Origin of the sequence: Nostoc sp. UCD121, from assembly GCF_014222285.1 — a bacterium.
Classification (GTDB): domain Bacteria; phylum Cyanobacteriota; class Cyanobacteriia; order Cyanobacteriales; family Nostocaceae; genus Nostoc.
Window position 1 is genome coordinate 1 of record NZ_JACKZS010000171.1, and the last position, 16,685, is coordinate 16,685.

The window sequence follows — 16,685 nt, forward strand, 5'->3', positions numbered from 1 at the left end:
CTACTCCCTTGCTCCCCTGCCCCTCTGCCCCTCTGCTCCCTTGCTCCTCTGCTTTTCTAAGATACTGGCGTAATAGACCGTTAACAAAACCCGTAAGTCCAGAAAAACCGTTTTCTTTAGCGAGTTGGACGGTGGTATTAACAGCAGCAGAGGCGGGAATACGCTCTTGATAGCGCAGCTGGTAGAAACCCAAGTGTAAGATGGTGCGGAGGTCTGGGGGTTGTTGGTGAGATTTCTTTTTGGCAAATTGATCTATGAGAGTATCTAGAGTGCGCTGCCTTCTGACGCTCCCATAAACCAATTCTGTCACCAAACGGCGATCGTGATCGGGCAAATTAACTTTTTGCAGTACTCTATCTAGGGCAACATCAGCATAAGCCCCCTTATGAACATCTCGCAGAGTGATAAAAGCTAGTTGACGGGGGTTTGTCATGGAAACATGAATCAGGAGTCAGGAGGCTTTTGTATTCTAACTCCCAACTCTTTACGAATTACGAATTATTGCATATACGGGTCTACACTAGCGATTTCAAACTCACATGCTCTAGAAACCTGTTCTGCTGGTAATTTACCAAAGCTGATTAGTGGTAAGTAAGTGGGGTTTGCCATCAGTTCTTTCGCCAATAAGAACCCAGTAATTGTCCAAGTTTGATATTTCCTAGCTTGTTTCCCAATCAGTCGCCCTTTCTTACCGTCGTAATATTCTGGCCATTGATCTGTACTGAGCCGTCCTTGGGCAGTTTGAATAGCCTTTTGTGCAAGACTTATTTTGTTAGTTTTCACAGCCGCAGCTGCCAACATCCACATTAAAACTGGCCAACTACCAGCATTATGATACGACCAGGGGATATTTTTGGGGTCACATCCAGTTACAATTCTGTATTCTTCATGTTCTAAAGCTGGGAAACAAATTTTCATCGGCATATCTCCCACCAAATCATCCCATCGATCCTCAATGAGAGTCATAATTGCTTGTGACTGTTCTTCGGTGGCTAAGTCTGAAATAATCGCCATTAAGTTTCCGAGTGAAAAGAAGCGAGTATCTAGCTGCGACGGCCCGACATTACCCGCTAGATAGCCACCTTTTTTTGGCAACCACTTATCTAATTCATAATAGGGAACAGAATCTACATATATGTTGAACAGATTCACAGCACCTTTACCATATTCTTCACTTTTGAAGCGATAAATTTCATTCAGGCGATTAATATCTATCCAATAATGCTGGCGAATATGAGCGCATAAAAGAGGCAACCTGTTATCAATGGCTGCCACAATATCGGAATTCCCTTGACAAACTAGCAGTTCACGAGATGCACGCAATGCTGTGTAAAAAAGAACTTGCAATTCTAAAGGATGCCCATAAATGCCCATACGACGGTCAATCATACAAGCACCATCTGGAACCAACAGCGTTGGGTACATATCAAAGCGATTCGCCAAGCAGATTTCCATAATTAACCTGATGCCATTTTGGAATTCAGGTTGATAAGCTAGAGAAAAATCTTCAGTGGCGACTACATAGGCACGTAACAAAATAATCCACCATAGGCAAGAATCAACAGGTGTAACTCTAGCGATCGCATGTTCACCAAAATCAGCCTCTAAATATTCTTGCCCATTTTCTGATACAACTTTAAAGCTAGCTGGAATTAATCCCCGTCCAGGTTTATAGGCATCTAATGCCCTTTCTTTAGGTTGTAACTTTAAGGTTTCTTCTAAGAAATTGCGAACAATATCTGTTCTACCTTTGATCAGAAAAATTAGAGCTGAAGAGACAAAATCCCGAACAAAGCACTGGTCATAATTGAGAGCCTCTACAGATGCATCATAAGCGGCTACAGTACCAACGGGGCGGCCTTGATAATAGAGAATTGATTTTTCTAGTGTTAGCCACGCTTCTTCTACTTCTTTTAAATTTTCAGTAGTTTCCAATTCGTTTAGGTGCATCGCCAGAATAACTCCATTCGGGTTGTGAATTTGTGGTAGATGCGTCTTCATTCCTTATTTTTGCTATTCTCAGCATAACAAAAACGATTCTTTGAATAGCATAATTTGGAGAAAGTTAATTAACTAACAACAAATAAATCTGCTGAAATTCTTACAGCCTTATTATTAGTTAATTGCCCTATAATCAATTACTGCATTGGTGAATTATAGTTGTTTTTATTCACCCAGAGTAGTAATATAATTCTTCAAACAGTCACACAAGATATATTTTTAAATTATTTATTGTTCTGTTTCATGTCCAGAAGCTTTGCTTTACCAAACAAAAATATATCTTCAGCGCTGCTTATGGTTTGTGTGAAGTTAAAACTGGTTGCAGTATATTTACTTGAGCAGGATTAGTTTTTGACACTAAGAGGTGAGATTATTCCCCTATAGAATAATAATTTATAACTTTTTTTCAGAATATGCAAGATGAATTCTTGAAAAATTTCAAATGTCAATACTTCTGAAGGGTTAAATTTTTTACCCTACTGGCAGATGACATGGGGTGTTTATAAAAGTAACTAAGTCTCACAGAGAGGTGTATAGACACAGAGTAGCTTGGCTCGTTGATTAAATAATCTCAGCATCTTTAGACCTGAAAGTATCAAAAGCTTGATTAATTACTTGCGTTAAAGCTTTTGTGATGCAGAACTGTTGACATCAGAATGATATTGTCTTGCTAATCGACGATACGCAAGTTTAATAACGTTGGCATTATCACTCTTAATTCTAGCAGGCGCAAAGAAGCCAGAACCTTAAAACCTAGAAGCCACCGCCCTACGAAAGAACTCTGTAGCAAATGTGGACTATGCAATACATACTATATTCGCTATATCAGGTAAGCTTGCGCTTTTGTTAATAAGCAAATAGGCAAACTTGAAGAAGAAACTAACATGCTATCAACAAAAGTTTACCAAGCAAATTCTTACACAGAAATATCAATAATATTTTGGTGTGATGCCTACGGCGGTAAACTAAGCACTTTCCATAACATGAGAATTTTGTGGAATCAATGAGTATCAATCACTTACTTCATATCACATCAACTAGAAACCTTCTATTCTATTATCCAAACTCAAGATACTCAATAATGGTTCCATCAGGATGCATCGCTCGCATATTCGCTCCAGTGGTAACTTTGTTCGGTTCTGCCAGAATTACAGCACCCTGCTGAATAAGTGCTTCTTTAAAATCATTGAGTGAGTCCACAAGAAATGTTGCGTGTGTACTCTTGAATGGAGAGAGTGCTTCTGCCGAACCAGCAATTAAAAGAATAGAACCAACACTTGCCAGTTCCAACTCAGACTCGGAATATTGAAACCACAACCAACATTTTTCTGTAAAAAGGTTTTCATAGAAAGCGATCGCCTCATCCAAGTCTACCGGACTAAGATAGACTCTGGTTAATACTTTAATAATTTGCATTGCAAACTGTCTATTAGGCAGCTAATGGATTTTATTTTGCTTACTCAGCAATCATAGTTAACTAAGATTGATCTAAAAATAGTCTATCTTCAACTTGAAAAGGTCTTCAACTTTCTGTTCACCTAGCTCTTGATAATGTTGTTCGCAGTTAATCAAAATACATTTCATTTCTACTCCTTTAGACCCACATAAGTCATCTGTATAGCTATAACCAATATATATACATAGATTTTGCAACAGTACCTAGTTTGAGGAGTATGTCAGAGAAAATAGCAGGAAGATGTTTTCTGATGCCATCTTGAATTAATATATCCACAAGAAAAAATAGGTCTGATGCTCCCATAGTATATAGGTAGTACTAAATTAGTAATACATTAGGTGTAATTTAAATAATTACAGATTCCAAATTACGAATTGTTTCAAATTTTTTTCCCTGTGCGTAGATAAAATAATTATCTGTTACTTTTACCTCAGCCTGAAAGCCTGCTTTTTTTAGCTTATTCTCAAGTTCATCCGGCTGATAAAAAATTTTGACAATCTGAAATTCTTGACCATCATTTAATTTACGGGTTTTATATATGTTTCCGTCGTCTTCAAGGATATGATTGTTAGCTGTGGATGTCGGCTCAAAGGAAGAGTCAATGATAAAGACTTCCCCACCAAGGCGAACAGATTGATAGATTTTCGTCAAAAAAGAATCGAGTAATTTTGGCGGCACATGAGATAGCCAAAAGGCGAAGAACACCAAATCATATTCAGTATCAGGTTGCCAAGTAAATAAATCAATTAGGTGATATTCAACACTCAGTGAATTTAACTTCGAGCGATTAATTGCAATCATTTCTTCAGATGCATCGATCACAGTAATCTTTTTACCGATCCTTAAAAGCTCCTGCGTCCAGATACCTGTTCCAGATGCTAACTCCAAAATATCATCCACCAAGCCAATTTGGTGTAATGTATTTTTGATCACAGCTACTTCATTAAACCAACGCTGGTTTATTTCCGGACTGCTATCGTAGCGTCCTTTTCTATAGAACCACTCATCATATTCATTGGCTCTAGCGCGATAGTACTCAATCTGTTGTTGAAGAATATTATCTGTCATCGCGTCCTTTCTGATCCGATTAAATTCATATTTGACACTGCTATGACTTTTAGTAAGATTTTTTTCTTCAGCGAAGAAACTTGCATTTCATCTGTAATTATGTGATATTTTTATCATTCCATAATAATACGATGAATTAATAGACTTATCGTAGATTTATCTTTGAGTCGCTGAAATCTGATATTTATTTACCCTTGAAAGCAAAATGAAGATGTTTACGAAGTTCTCTTCAAGTCGATTTTTGGGTATGGCTTTTGCCTGCCTCCAAAGGTTCAAACAGCAAAGAATCCACACCTTTTCCCTATTATTTGCATTGGGACTTAGCTTAACTTTGGCTATCTCTGCTTGTTCTCCAAGCGCAAGTAACAATGGAACAACTCAGACAGCTAGCCCCAACCCAGTAGCTAGCGGCACTACAATTCGTATAGGCTACCAGAAAGCGTCAACTGTCCTCTATGCACTGAAAGCGAGAAGAGAATTAGAAAAAGCCTTTGCAACTTCAGGATCTTCCGTAACTTGGTCAGAATTTCCGGCTGGGCCTCCAATGCTAGAAGCATTGAATGCAGGTAGCATTGATTTTGGCTATACCGGAGAATCACCACCAATATTTGCCCAAGCTGGGGGTATTCCTCTAGTTTATGTTGCCTATGATCCTTGGAGTCCGAAAGCTGAAGCCATCGTAGTACCCAAGGATTCACCTATTAAAAATGTGGCTGAACTCAAGGGTAAAAAAGTTGCTTTTGCCAAAGGTTCTAATGCTAACTACCTATTGGTGAAAGCGCTCGAAAAAGCAGGGGTACAGTACAGTGACATCCAGCCAGCAACTCTCCCACCCGCCGATGCTCGTGCTGCCTTTGAAGGAAAAAAGGTTGATGCTTGGGCAATTTGGGATCCATATTTAGCCGCCGCAGAAGCAGCAACAGGCGCACGCATTTTAGCAGACGCAACGGAATTAGCTCCCAATCGTGGTTATTATCTAGCTGCAAAATCTTTTGTTGATGCCAAGCCTGATGTTTTAAAAATAGTTTTGGATAGGGTGAAGAAAGTTAGTGACTGGGCAAAAAATAATCCTAGTGAAGTTGCTAAACTTCTTTCCCCTGCTTTGGGTATAGATGCTCCTGTGTTGGAAATAGCAGAAAAGCGGCGTGAATATGATGTACTTCCGCTCACAGATGAAGTGATTACTAAACAACAAGAGATTGCAGATACCTTCTACAAAATTAAGTTGATCCCAAAAGAAATCAAGGTTAAGGAAATTGTTTGGCAAGGAAAAGTGAATAATTAATAAATAATTATTTTTGAATTCCGAATAATGTTACAAGTTAACATAACACGTTTAAAAGTTATTATGCCTTTGTTAAATTCCAAAAATAGATTTTTCGGTAAGCTTAATAGCCTAAATTTAAGTACGAACCAATTAAGTTCGTTAGTTATATTTGGTATATTATTCTCTCTGGGAACTAGTATTGGTGTAGCGCAAGTCAGAACAACACCTAAACCTGGATTCACACTGCAACTTTTACATACTTCCGACCAAGAAGCAGGTGTTCTAGCACTGAAGGATGCACCAAACTTTTCGGCAGTGTTGAATGCACTCAAAAATCAGGATGCTAACCGTGACGGTAAGCCTGATTATCCTAATACCTTAATCCTTTCATCTGGAGATGCCTATATTCCCAGTCCCTTCTTATTTGCTAGTGATCCAGTTTTTGGTGGACAGGGAAGAGGAGATATTTTAATTTTAAATGCTCTAGGGTTTGGTGCGATCGCCTTTGGTAATCACGAATTTGACTTAGGTACGGGTGTTGTTGCCGATTTACTCAGTGCTAAAAAAGATTACCCAGGTACAAATTTTCCTTATCTCAGCACGAATCTAGACTTCAGCACTGATAAAGACCTGGCAAAATTAGTTACTGCTGATGGACAAGAGGCAAATAAAATTCCTAATAAAATTGCCCGTAGTACCATCATTACCCTCAATGGTGAAAAGATTGGTGTAGTTGGGGCTACAACTCCCACTCTGCGGACGATTTCCTCTCCCGGTGGTGTAACTGTGTTGCCTAAAGAATTTAACGATCGTGATGCCGCAGACATCGCCGCCTTAGCTGCTGAAATTCAAACTTCTGTCGATGCACTGCTGACAAAAAACCCAGATATTAATAAAGTTATTCTGTTGGCGCACATGCAGCAAATTGCTATTGAGCAAAAGCTAGCAAAACTGCTCAAAGGAGTAGATATAGTTGTTGCTGGTGGTTCTAATACCTTACTAGCCGACAAAACAGACCGTCTACGAGTCGGTGATAAATCTGCTGGAACTTATCCAATCCTCACAAAAGCAGCAGATGGTAATCCGATAGCCGTAGTTAATACTGATGGAAACTATCGTTATGTTGGTCGTCTAGTAGTTAACTTTGATGCGAATGGAGTGATTATTCCGTTTAGTATTGACTCCAAAATCAGTGGTGCTTATGCGACTGATTCTAAAGGTGTAGCAACTGTCGCGGGGAAACCCGATCCTAAAATTGTCGCCATTACAGAGGCACTTCAAAAAGTGATTATTGCCCAAGATGGTAAAATTTTTGGGAAAACTAACGTCTTCCTCAATGGCTGGCGCGGTGATGTCCGTACACAAGAAACCAATTTAGGGAATTTGACAGCCGAAGCTAATTTAGCGATCGCTAAACGATACGATCCTAAGACAGTCATTTCCATCAAAAATGGCGGTGGTATCCGTGACAATATTGGTATATACACCTTTCCCCCAGGTTCGACTCGCTCACAAGATGTTATCAAACTACCACCTCAAGCAAATCCTGTAGCAGGTAAGAAAGCAAAAGAAATTTCCCAACTTGATATCACCAATGCGTTACGATTTAACAATGGCTTGACTTTAGTTACTCTAAGTGCAAAAGAACTACTAGCGGTCATTGAACATAGCGTAGCAGCGATCGCACCCAGTGCTACCCCTGGCAGTTTTCCCCAAATAGCGGGATTAACCTTTAGCTTTGACCCAGATTTGCCAGCAGGTAAGCGCGTCAAATCCCTTGCTATCAAAGATGAGAAGGGCAAAATTATTGATGTAGTAGTTAAAAATGCCGAGTTAGTGGGTGATCCTAATCGGATCTTCCGCACTGTTACCCTCAACTTCCTCGCAACTGGTGGTGATGGCTATCCTTTTGGGAAAACAGAACGGGTTGATTTGACATCAAAAGATGCTGATAAGAGCAAACACACAGGTTCAGCCACCTTTGCTGCTGATGGTTCGGAGCAAGATACATTAGCCGAATATCTAGCTGCTAACTTTAAGCAGATTCCCTTTTCTCAAAGGGATGTGCCACCCGCAGAAGATACTCGCATTCAAAATCTCAAATTGCGTAAAGATGTGGTGCTATCAGATTAATTATTTGTGCTTGCTTAAAGATGTATAAGTTTGCCCCGGCTTGGGAGAACGAGCAAATAGTATTTGGTGCTGCGCGACCTGGATACACTGATAAGGAAGTTCAGAATTGGATACAATTCATGAAGTCCCAAAATATTAAGCGAGTTTGTTGCCTTCTTCCCAATCAACAACTAGCTTATTATTCTAATCTTCTGGATAGCTACAAACAGGAATTTGGTAATCAGCTAGTATGTTGGGCACCAATTGTAGATTTCCATCTATCTGATTTAGAAACTCTCACACAGAAAATACTTCCTTTCTTAATAGAAGCAGATAAACAAAATGAGAAGGTAGTTGTACACTGCTCTGGTGGAATTGGACGTACTGGACATATATTAGCAGCATGGCTAGTTAGTGTCCGAGGATTATCAAATCAAGCAGCAATAAATGCTGTCAAGAAAACAGGTAGAAATCCTTATGAATCTGCATTAGCTGCTGTGTTTATAGGTAGAAATCCGTTGAAAGTTGTAAAAGAACTTGACTTGCTTCTAAATGATTGCCGTCTAGCAATACATAAAGTCTTTTGATTTTGCTATTATCCTGTTTAGTCAGTTTCTTGACGAGGTAAATTCTATGGCAATGGTTCTAGATAAAGTAGTTCCTTTTGGCAGATCAATGGATGAATATATAAAAATATTCAATTTAACAGACGCAGATTTAAATAAAAAAATCCTTGGAATTGGTGACGGACCGGCAAGCTTTAATGCAGAAATGACACGTCAGGGTAAAAGTGTAGTTTCTGTTGAGCCATTATACCAATTTTCTGGTGATGAGATATTGCAACGATTTAATGAAGTGGTAGATAATATCATTAACCAAGTCAAGGCTACATCGAAAGATTGGGTATGGGGCTATCATAAATCTCCAGATGATTTGCGACAGAATCGAGTCAAAGTTATTAAAGAATTTCTGTCTGATTATGAAAATGGCAAAAAAAGCAACAGATATATAGTCGATGAGTTTCCAAAATTAGAATTTAAAGATCAAGAGTTTGACATAGCCCTGTGTTCACATTTATTGTTTTTATATTCTGACCATCTCGATTACAACTTTCACCTAAATTCTATAGGTGAAATGCTACGTATTGCTAAAGAAATCAGAATATTTCCCCTGATAACTTTAATGTGGAAACATTCTCAACATTTAGATGAAATAGTAAAACATTACACTTCAATGGGTTATAAGATAGATATTGAAAATGTTGAATATGAGCTACAGCATGGTGGAAATAAAATGTTGAAGATAACCAAAGATGTTTAGAAAATTCGTAATTCGTAATTTTCAGGAATTACATTGTGATTACTAATAAAGATTTTATCAACAAGCGCTCAATGATTCAATAATTTGTAATGCGATCGCACCGCTCACTACAATCAGCGTTATTATGTGGCATTTCTACCAGAAATGGACATCAGTGTTGCTGTTACCAAGTTGCATTCATGGTCAGTATACTTTGCTGCGATGAGCGATACTCTTGCAGAGTCACTTCGTGAACGCTACAACAGATACCTGCACCAGTTAATCTTCTACTGAGTAGAATTTGCTGTTGGGAAGTGGCATGAGTTGAAAGTGCTTGTAAATGGTTGATGAACGCCAAGATTAAAAGGTGTTGGAATGTGGTGGAGTGAGTCCGGTTTTAATCATTTGTTATATTTATGACTGGCTTGGGTGAATGGACGCTTTTGATAACTTATTTCCAGATTCTACTTTGCCATCCCCTAACCGCTAGATGCGCCCTAATGCTTTTAGATGAAAAAATAAAGGTATACATAGGTTTCAAAATTATTACTTTCGGTTAATTTAATTTCAAATAAATATCCTTATAAAGAATGATATAGGTATTGAATACCTATGTACGTAAGTGAGGTAATTATGTCAATTATAGCCAAACAACAAGAGTTATTTGTGGAGATACCTTCAGACCAACAGCAACATCTGTCTGGAGGACAATTATTTTCAAGAAGGCGACGTAATCGTGATATGCAAGGTAATCCTGATATTAGAATCACCGGGAATCTGACCACTGCTGATGGGAATCAAATTCCCATCCTAGTTTTAGGTTTTAGGCTTGACCAATAGTAGGTCATGACTAGAAATACCATAGGTAAAGCTTTGGAATTCATACGGGATAATACTGATATAATTCACTCAATATAAATTACTTTTTGAGAGAATTGTAGTTGTCTTTAATGTTTTCCAAAATCCTGATATCAATGAGATGAAAGCAAAAAATGGATGCTATCATTGGCATCCATTTTTTATTGGACAGACAATTAGATTCAATAAAGGAAAACGAGCAATTTCTTACAGATAGATATGAGCTTAATCTAGGCTAAAAGTAGATATGCAACTCAATGCTATTTAGTAATCTGAGAATATTTAAAAATATAAATCAAATAATTCAATACAATTCTGGCAAAGCGATCGCTCTCAAAACTACAATATACAATAAGCGATCGCCAGATTCTCTATATTTATGTGGTTTAGGGCATATTTACGTTTCGTAATATAGTTTTGTTTATTCCCATCGACTTACTTAATGATTCAATTCTGATAGTCGCTTTTTAGATATGTTACTTATACAGCTTGAGGCTGTTCATAAGAAGCTACAATTGCCTTGAATTTTTCAGCGTACTGATAAATTTCATTGAGGTTATCGATAGAAACTTTGTCTGGTACTCTATTCCCATTTGAATCTATTGAGAACATTTCTAATTTCTTACAACTTGGGTTATTGAAATGCAAACGAACAATCGGTTTCCAAGTGTTCCCATCAAGCAGAATATTACAGTAGCTCGCTGTATCTTTGTATGTTATTCTTGCTGGATCTAATACCTGACGTAAAATCGACTTAAGTATGTAATATCCTTCACGCTCGTCATCTGTAAACTCAGATTGTTTGATGATCGGTTCTGGTTTTATTTCTGGTTCGGGATTTACAACCTCTGATTTCGTTTTTGAGCGTCCTGCTGCTTCATCTAAAAGGGTTTCAATTTCCTCACGAATAAATTCTTGAATAGCCCTTTGCGTATATCCAGTAAACTCATTTTTTAATTGCCCTACAAAATTATTGCCAGGGCATAACTCTTTGAAAAAATATTTAACAAATTCATCATTGGGTGCTTCAACTTGCTTTTTAAGCAGAGTCTTAATACCACCTACATACTTTAACTCCGAGGCGGCTGTAATAGCTTCATCAATATTAAATGTGGATTTAGTTAATTTATAGAGTTCGCGGATTGCTGACTCATTTAAATTAAGTAGGTCTAATTCCAAAAATGGAGTTTTATCCATTTTATTAGGTCTTTCTAAGTCAGCATATAACTTGTAATTTACCCCATCTGTTAGTATACCAATGCGAGCTTCAGTCGCCATAAAATATGCAAATAATTGACTCCATTCACGATCATTTTTAAAATCAGTACCGTAACGTTTGCACTCAATCAGGATTGCTGGTTGACTGTTTTTGAATATTGCATAGTCTAGCTTGTAACTGGTGCTAGCTCCCACATTTGCATCATACTCAGGCATAACTTCATTTGGATTAAAGGCATCATATCCCAAGATTTGCTGAATAAAAGGCATAATCAGGAAGTGCTTTGTAGCTTCTTCAGTCTTGATACTACTTAATTTTGTAGGGATTGTAGATGCAAAAGCTTTGACTTTATCAATGAAATCCATGATGTGATGCTCCAAGACGTTTGTTTATGACTATGTAGGCTATAAAGTTATAATTCACAAAAAATCTGGATAAATAACAGGGTTTTGAAGTACAACACTGATTTACACCCATGCAGGGATGAATCGCATACCATTTCAGCATCTATCCACAAGCCGTCAAACTTCAGTGCATTACAGGGTCAAGGATTTTGAACAAGATATAAAGAACTTACTGACTATGGATAGACTGCGATCGCACTCAGTTATACTCCGCCGCCACTCTACTGAGTTTCTTTTTACTCTTATTCCAATTTATGCCAGAAGTCTATTGACTTCTAGTAAATCTATTGAGAAGCTAATAGTTAGATTTGCTAATTAATAGAAGTGCATCAAACTTGTGACAATACTGACGGGAAAAATAAATCGATCGCAACCTGCTAGCGAACCAAAACCGTTGATTCTGGAAACTCAGGGACTCACACGCCGTTTTGGTAAGTTAACCGCAGTTAATAACCTGAGCATATCTGTAGAACAGGGCGAAGTATTTGGACTGCTTGGCCCCAATGGAGCAGGGAAAAGTACAGTTATTAAAATGTTGACAACCTTACTGCCAATCAGTGCAGGGAAAGCAACCTTAGCTGGCTATGATGTAACTCGTCAACCCAATCCTGTGAGACGAGCTATCGGCTATGTACCCCAGGCGTTGTCTGCTGATGGTAGTCTCACGGGTTACGAAAATCTCTTAATCTTCGCCAAGCTGTATGGAATACCTGCCAAAGGACGCGATCGCCGCATCTATGAAATTCTAGAATACATGGGTTTACAAGATGCGGCGAAACGCTTGGTACGAAACTATTCTGGTGGGATGATCCGCAAGCTGGAAATTGGCATATCAGTTCTACATCAGCCCCAAATTCTGTTTCTTGATGAGCCGACTGTTGGGTTAGATCCTATCGCTCGAACTCAAGTATGGCAGCTTGTATTACAACTCTGTGCTGATTACGGCACAACTATATTTTTAACAACCCACTTTTTAGAAGAAGCGGATAGTTTATGTAACCGAGTGGCGATTATGCAGCAAGGTGAGGTCGTTACTACAGGTACACCAACCGACTTAAAAGCTTCTTTAGATAACCCAAATGCAACTTTGGATGATGTCTTTATTCACTATACAGGCGACCAGTTAACATCAGGAGTGAACTACCGTGACACAGCAAGAACCAGACGTACTGCTCAACGGTTGGGTTAAAGCACCACCCACTGTCCGAGTAAATTTGATCTCTGCAATTAAAGAGCTAGTTACGAAAACCCTGGCGATCGCTGAATTGGAAATCCGTAAACTCCGCCACGATCCCACTGATTTAGTCGTTCGGGCTGTGCAACCAGCTTTATGGCTGCTAATTTTTGGGCAAGTTTTCGCCCGAACTCGTGCGATTCCTACAGGAAACTTACCCTATTTAGACTTTATTTCTGCTGGCATTTTGGCTCAGAGTATTCTGTTCGTGGCAATTTTTAGTGGTGGAATGACGCTAATCTGGGAGCGAGATTTAGGCATTGTCCATAAATTTTTAGCTAGTCCTACGCCTCGCGTGGCGATGGTGTTGGGCAAAGCCCTAGCATGTGGGGTGCGGTGCTTATCTCAGGTAATATTCATTTACGGATTAGCATTTTTATTAGGTGTCAAACTAAATCTTCATCCCCTAGCTATTCTCCAAGTACTATTCCTGGTCATAGTAGGGGCGGGAACATTTTGTATTTTTTCATTAATTATTGGCTGTTTGGTGAAAAGCCGAGAAAGGATGACGGGTATTGGACAATTGTTAACCATGCCGTTATTTTTTGCTAGCAATGCCATCTATCCGATTTCTTTGATGCCCAGTTGGTTAAAATTCATTTCCCATTTAAATCCGTTGACCTATTTGGTTGACGGGTTACGTAGCACCATGCTGTTAAACGGCACTAGCATCTATGGCTTTGGTCTGGATTGTACAATTCTCTTATTCACATTAATAATTTTGGCCATCCTTGGTGGAAAACTTTATCCACGGGTGGCCATGTAACTAGGAGAACAACAAGCCCATGACCTTGGATAAACCTAATCAAGGTGCAACTTCCGAAGAATGTGCCGCTAGAGTAATGGAGACAGTTCCATTAGTGATGCGGTTTATCCGAGCGGATATGCGTGCCCATAGTGCCGCTTTTTTATCTATACCTCAGTTGCGATCGCTAGCATTTATCAACCGTAATCCTGGTGCTTCATTATCTGATCTGGCAGAGCATTTAGGTGTCACCTCTGCCACGGCATCAGCAACCATAGAACGCTTGGTACAACGCGACTTTGTGAAACGGATTGCTCATCCTCAAGAGCGGCGGCGGGTGCTGCTCAATTTAACTGAAGATGGAAAACACCATCTCAAGCAATCCCAAGATCAAACTCGCGCTCATATTACCGACTTGCTGACAGGTCTTTCAGAAGACCAAATTTCCAACATTGAAGAAGGCTTAACTCTACTAAAAAATGTCTTCGAGAAAACAGAACTCAAAGCCCCATAACTTTGAGGTTGCACAACACGATCCCTTTGCAGCCTTTAAGTTTCGAGACTATCGGCTATTTACCATTGGACGGCTGGTGCTGTTCGTGGGGTCGCAAATGCAAACTGTAGCGATTGGCTGGGAACTCTATGAGCGAACTAACTCAGCGATCGCTTTAGGCGGTGTAGGACTGGCGCAAGTCCTACCAATGATTATTCTCACCTTAATTGCCGGAGATGTTGCCGATCGCGGCGATCGCAAAGTCACCATATTAATGTCGGTAATGTTGCTAGCCCTCTGCTCCCTAGCTTTGGCAGTGCTTTCCTATACTCAAGGTGCAATCTTTCTAATTTACGCCTGCTTAGTATTAACAGGTGTCGCTAGGGCATTTCTTAAACCTGCCAGTGATGCTCTGATATGGCAATTAATACCTGTCAGCGCTTTTACCAATGCAGCCACCTGGAATAGTAGTAGCTTTCAGTTAGCCGCAGTTATTGGCCCAGCCTTCGGGGGATTCGGGATTGCGCTATTGGGAAGTGCTACAGGAGTTTATGTATTAGCAGCGATCGCAGCGTTGCTGTGTTTTCTTTTAACGCTGGCGATTAAAGAGCAAAAAGTTATTCGCTCAACTGAGCCAATTTCACTCCAAGCGCTTGCTGCTGGCGCTAAATTTGTTTGGCAGAATCAGTTGATTTTAGCAGCGATTACATTAGATATGTTTGCAGTATTGTTGGGTGGTGCGATCGCGCTTCTCCCCATTTTTGCCAAAGATATTTTACACGTGGGGCCAGTGGAATTGGGATATCTCCAAGCAGCCCACTCCATCGGTGCTTTGACTATGGCGATTACCCTGGCATATTTACCACCGTTACGTAAAGCAGGCCCGGCCTTATTGTGGTCAGTGGTTGGCTTTGGAGTTGTCACAATTATCTTTGGACTTTCTCGTTCCTTTTGGCTGTCTATGTTAATGCTGATCCTCGGTGGCGCACTAGATAGTATTAGCGTTGTGATTCGCCATACATTAGTTCAAATCAGAACACCAGATCATTTGCGTGGTCGGGTTGCTGCTATTAATAGCGTGTTTATTAGTGCCTCGAATGAATTAGGGGGCTTTGAGTCCGGCTTGACTGCTGCTTTATTTGGCCCAGTGATTTCCGTTGTGGGTGGTGGAATTGGCACAATTGTAGTAGTGATTGCAACAGCAATGATTTGGCCAGGAATTTGTAAGTTAGGGGCTTTGCAAGAGTATAAATAAATTTAACGTGTCGCGGAAGTCCCCACCTTGTCTTTCATAGATAATAAAAATCTCATCCTATGCAAGAGCTACAAAAATTGTTATCTCTTGCTTGGATGGGATTTTTGTTTAGTGAAAGTTGCACATCACGCAATTAAAAGATAGAGCAACCCAGACTTTTGAAATTATATATAACTTGAATTTGCCCTTCTAGTTATACAATTGCCACTAAGCAGTTGGGCCACCACCAAAAATTGGTATACTGCCTCCGGTTGGAATACCAAATATAGAAGGGTCGAAGCCGCCTTCAGTTGGAATACCAAACTTAGAAGGGTCGAAGCTATCAGCCGTTGGGATGCCAGAGCTACCTAAATTAAAGCCGCCTTCAGTTGGAATACCATACTTAGTAGGATCGAAAGTACCTTCTTTTGGAATACCATACTTATCAAAATCGAAGCTACCTTCTTTTGGAATACCGTACTTAGTAGGATCGAAGCTGCCTTCTTTTGGAATACCATACTTAGTAGGATCGAAGCTACCTTCTTTTGGAATACCATACTTATCAAAATCGAAGGTCTCAGCCGTTGGGATGCCAAAAGCACCTCCAGGTGCAAAAGGATCGCTGAGGTTGCTAGCCAGACCACCATCGTTAACGAGATTATCAAAAACAGAATTTGAATCAGATGCCATTAGACTTAATCCTCCTATTAGGATATAAATTTTGCTTCATTAATAAATGTCAAAAAGCACAATTAAGCTTTACCTGTAGCTTTTTTATTGTTTTTTTAATTGCTAATCTTGAGTTTTTCGGACTAAATCACAGAGTGTTTTTATGAAAAAAATACTGGCAAAAAAACTGTGATTTGCTCTGGTCATATTAATAAATATAAAAAAAGTAAATTGTTTTTACAATGCAAAATCTTTAGATGCTTGTGTCAAATGTTTAGATGCCTATGTCAAATCTTTAGATACTTTTACTAATGCAATTTGCAGGGTAAGATCATGTAAATTGGTATAAATCGGGCTTGACAAATGGGCATCACAAGTAAAAAGACAACAATGCTGTTTTAAAAATTTCAACGAGCAGATTATTTCTATAGCAATCCGATTTGATTATGTGAAAAAATCTGGCTATATGGAGTGGCGTGTCAAGGCTAAAATGTTGCAAAAAATTGTAGGTTGGGTGGAGGCTTTGCGTAACCCAACATTCTGATATATCCCACATTCCGCAGGTGCGCTCGTAAATGCTGTATTTTTGAAAATGACCTAAATGCTGTGTTTTAGAAGCATGACAG

General features: G+C 39.3%; 17 protein-coding genes. 10 read left to right on the forward strand and 7 right to left on the reverse strand.

What is annotated here, in order from left to right; genetic code table 11:
• The 4 genes from GNF10_RS27175 to GNF10_RS27190 all read right to left on the reverse strand — a co-directional run.
• The coding region (locus GNF10_RS27175) for a transcription antitermination factor NusB (RefSeq protein ID WP_311774219.1) at nucleotides 1-433 on the reverse strand (433 nt) is incomplete at its 3' end.
• 65 nt (nucleotides 434-498) lie between these two features.
• Nucleotides 499-1,950: a glycoside hydrolase 100 family protein gene (locus GNF10_RS27180; RefSeq protein ID WP_185581227.1), complete on the reverse strand. Its 1,452-nt coding sequence runs from the start codon at nucleotides 1,948-1,950 to the stop codon at nucleotides 499-501.
• 1,107 nt (nucleotides 1,951-3,057) lie between these two features.
• Complete coding sequence (locus GNF10_RS27185) at nucleotides 3,058-3,417, reverse strand: VOC family protein (protein WP_185581224.1); 360 nt, start codon at nucleotides 3,415-3,417, stop codon at nucleotides 3,058-3,060.
• A gap of 385 nt (nucleotides 3,418-3,802) precedes the next feature.
• A complete protein-coding gene (locus GNF10_RS27190) occupies nucleotides 3,803-4,525 on the reverse strand; it encodes a class I SAM-dependent methyltransferase (protein WP_185581225.1) in 723 nt (240 codons plus the stop codon).
• A gap of 211 nt (nucleotides 4,526-4,736) precedes the next feature.
• On the opposite strand from GNF10_RS27190, the gene GNF10_RS27195 reads away from it, so the two are divergent.
• From GNF10_RS27195 to GNF10_RS27210, 4 genes are read left to right on the forward strand one after another with little or no spacing between them, the layout of a single operon-like run.
• Entirely contained in the window at nucleotides 4,737-5,810 is a 1,074-nt protein-coding gene (locus GNF10_RS27195; protein ID WP_185592671.1) for a sulfonate ABC transporter substrate-binding protein, read from the forward strand.
• Nucleotides 5,811-5,837: 27 nt separating this feature from the next.
• Entirely contained in the window at nucleotides 5,838-7,925 is a 2,088-nt protein-coding gene (locus GNF10_RS27200) for a 5'-nucleotidase C-terminal domain-containing protein (RefSeq protein WP_185581554.1), read from the forward strand.
• A 20-nt stretch (nucleotides 7,926-7,945) separates the two neighbouring features.
• The gene (locus GNF10_RS27205; RefSeq protein ID WP_185581553.1) at nucleotides 7,946-8,491 is read left to right on the forward strand and encodes a dual specificity protein phosphatase family protein; all 546 of its coding nucleotides are present in this window, start codon (nucleotides 7,946-7,948) and stop codon (nucleotides 8,489-8,491) included.
• A gap of 46 nt (nucleotides 8,492-8,537) precedes the next feature.
• A complete protein-coding gene (locus GNF10_RS27210) occupies nucleotides 8,538-9,224 on the forward strand; it encodes an SAM-dependent methyltransferase (RefSeq protein ID WP_185581552.1) in 687 nt (228 codons plus the stop codon).
• 163 nt (nucleotides 9,225-9,387) lie between these two features.
• On the opposite strand, the gene GNF10_RS27215 is transcribed toward GNF10_RS27210, so the two are convergent.
• Nucleotides 9,388-9,561, reverse strand: coding sequence for a hypothetical protein (locus GNF10_RS27215; protein ID WP_185581555.1), 174 nt, complete (start codon nucleotides 9,559-9,561; stop codon nucleotides 9,388-9,390).
• A gap of 275 nt (nucleotides 9,562-9,836) precedes the next feature.
• Between GNF10_RS27215 and GNF10_RS27220 the strand changes: the two genes are divergently transcribed.
• Together GNF10_RS27220 and GNF10_RS27225 are read left to right on the forward strand one after the other, a co-directional pair.
• On the forward strand, nucleotides 9,837-10,043 hold the full coding sequence (locus tag GNF10_RS27220) for a hypothetical protein (RefSeq protein ID WP_185581551.1): 207 nt from the start codon (nucleotides 9,837-9,839) through the stop codon (nucleotides 10,041-10,043).
• Nucleotides 10,044-10,318: 275 nt separating this feature from the next.
• Complete coding sequence (locus GNF10_RS27225) at nucleotides 10,319-10,471, forward strand: hypothetical protein (protein WP_185592669.1); 153 nt, start codon at nucleotides 10,319-10,321, stop codon at nucleotides 10,469-10,471.
• A 70-nt stretch (nucleotides 10,472-10,541) separates the two neighbouring features.
• Here the strand turns inward: GNF10_RS27225 and GNF10_RS27230 are convergent, their stop codons facing one another.
• Nucleotides 10,542-11,645, reverse strand: coding sequence for a type I restriction endonuclease (locus tag GNF10_RS27230; protein ID WP_185581456.1), 1,104 nt, complete (start codon nucleotides 11,643-11,645; stop codon nucleotides 10,542-10,544).
• Between the two features lie 376 nt (nucleotides 11,646-12,021).
• Between GNF10_RS27230 and GNF10_RS27235 the strand changes: the two genes are divergently transcribed.
• Genes GNF10_RS27235 through GNF10_RS27250 form a run of 4 tightly spaced genes read left to right on the forward strand, consistent with a single transcriptional unit; the run spans nucleotide 12,022 to nucleotide 15,411 of the window.
• Nucleotides 12,022-12,873 carry an ATP-binding cassette domain-containing protein gene (locus GNF10_RS27235; RefSeq protein ID WP_185581455.1) on the forward strand — a complete coding sequence of 284 codons (852 nt, stop codon included), beginning with the start codon at nucleotides 12,022-12,024 and terminating at the stop codon, nucleotides 12,871-12,873.
• A complete protein-coding gene (locus GNF10_RS27240) occupies nucleotides 12,830-13,684 on the forward strand; it encodes an ABC transporter permease (protein WP_185581454.1) in 855 nt (284 codons plus the stop codon). The genes GNF10_RS27235 and GNF10_RS27240 overlap by 44 nt, the downstream gene beginning before the upstream one ends.
• Before the next feature lie 19 nt (nucleotides 13,685-13,703).
• On the forward strand, nucleotides 13,704-14,177 hold the full coding sequence (locus GNF10_RS27245) for a MarR family winged helix-turn-helix transcriptional regulator (RefSeq protein ID WP_114083091.1): 474 nt from the start codon (nucleotides 13,704-13,706) through the stop codon (nucleotides 14,175-14,177).
• Nucleotides 14,143-15,411 carry an MFS transporter gene (locus GNF10_RS27250; protein WP_185581453.1) on the forward strand — a complete coding sequence of 423 codons (1,269 nt, stop codon included), beginning with the start codon at nucleotides 14,143-14,145 and terminating at the stop codon, nucleotides 15,409-15,411. The genes GNF10_RS27245 and GNF10_RS27250 overlap by 35 nt, the downstream gene beginning before the upstream one ends.
• A 207-nt stretch (nucleotides 15,412-15,618) precedes the next feature.
• Here GNF10_RS27250 and GNF10_RS27255 read toward each other — a convergent pair whose 3' ends face one another.
• Nucleotides 15,619-16,080 carry a hypothetical protein gene (locus GNF10_RS27255; protein WP_185581452.1) on the reverse strand — a complete coding sequence of 154 codons (462 nt, stop codon included), beginning with the start codon at nucleotides 16,078-16,080 and terminating at the stop codon, nucleotides 15,619-15,621.
• Nucleotides 16,081-16,685: the final 605 nt, after the last annotated feature.

What these genes read in the sequence shown, in the direction of transcription:
- GNF10_RS27220 (WP_185581551.1), top strand. Translation starts at nt 9,837, where the DNA reads ATGTCAATTATAGCCAAACAACAAGAGTTATTTGTGGAGATACCTTCA.
- GNF10_RS27190 (WP_185581225.1), bottom strand. Translation starts at nt 4,525, where the DNA reads ATGACAGATAATATTCTTCAACAACAGATTGAGTACTATCGCGCTAGA.
- GNF10_RS27195 (WP_185592671.1), top strand. Translation starts at nt 4,737, where the DNA reads ATGTTTACGAAGTTCTCTTCAAGTCGATTTTTGGGTATGGCTTTTGCC.
- GNF10_RS27255 (WP_185581452.1), bottom strand. Translation starts at nt 16,080, where the DNA reads ATGGCATCTGATTCAAATTCTGTTTTTGATAATCTCGTTAACGATGGT.
- GNF10_RS27250 (WP_185581453.1), top strand. Translation starts at nt 14,143, where the DNA reads ATGTCTTCGAGAAAACAGAACTCAAAGCCCCATAACTTTGAGGTTGCA.
- GNF10_RS27210 (WP_185581552.1), top strand. Translation starts at nt 8,538, where the DNA reads ATGGCAATGGTTCTAGATAAAGTAGTTCCTTTTGGCAGATCAATGGAT.
- GNF10_RS27230 (WP_185581456.1), bottom strand. Translation starts at nt 11,645, where the DNA reads ATGGATTTCATTGATAAAGTCAAAGCTTTTGCATCTACAATCCCTACA.
- GNF10_RS27180 (WP_185581227.1), bottom strand. Translation starts at nt 1,950, where the DNA reads ATGCACCTAAACGAATTGGAAACTACTGAAAATTTAAAAGAAGTAGAA.
- GNF10_RS27225 (WP_185592669.1), top strand. Translation starts at nt 10,319, where the DNA reads ATGCTATTTAGTAATCTGAGAATATTTAAAAATATAAATCAAATAATT.
- GNF10_RS27205 (WP_185581553.1), top strand. Translation starts at nt 7,946, where the DNA reads ATGTATAAGTTTGCCCCGGCTTGGGAGAACGAGCAAATAGTATTTGGT.
- GNF10_RS27200 (WP_185581554.1), top strand. Translation starts at nt 5,838, where the DNA reads ATGTTACAAGTTAACATAACACGTTTAAAAGTTATTATGCCTTTGTTA.
- GNF10_RS27245 (WP_114083091.1), top strand. Translation starts at nt 13,704, where the DNA reads ATGACCTTGGATAAACCTAATCAAGGTGCAACTTCCGAAGAATGTGCC.
- GNF10_RS27185 (WP_185581224.1), bottom strand. Translation starts at nt 3,417, where the DNA reads ATGCAAATTATTAAAGTATTAACCAGAGTCTATCTTAGTCCGGTAGAC.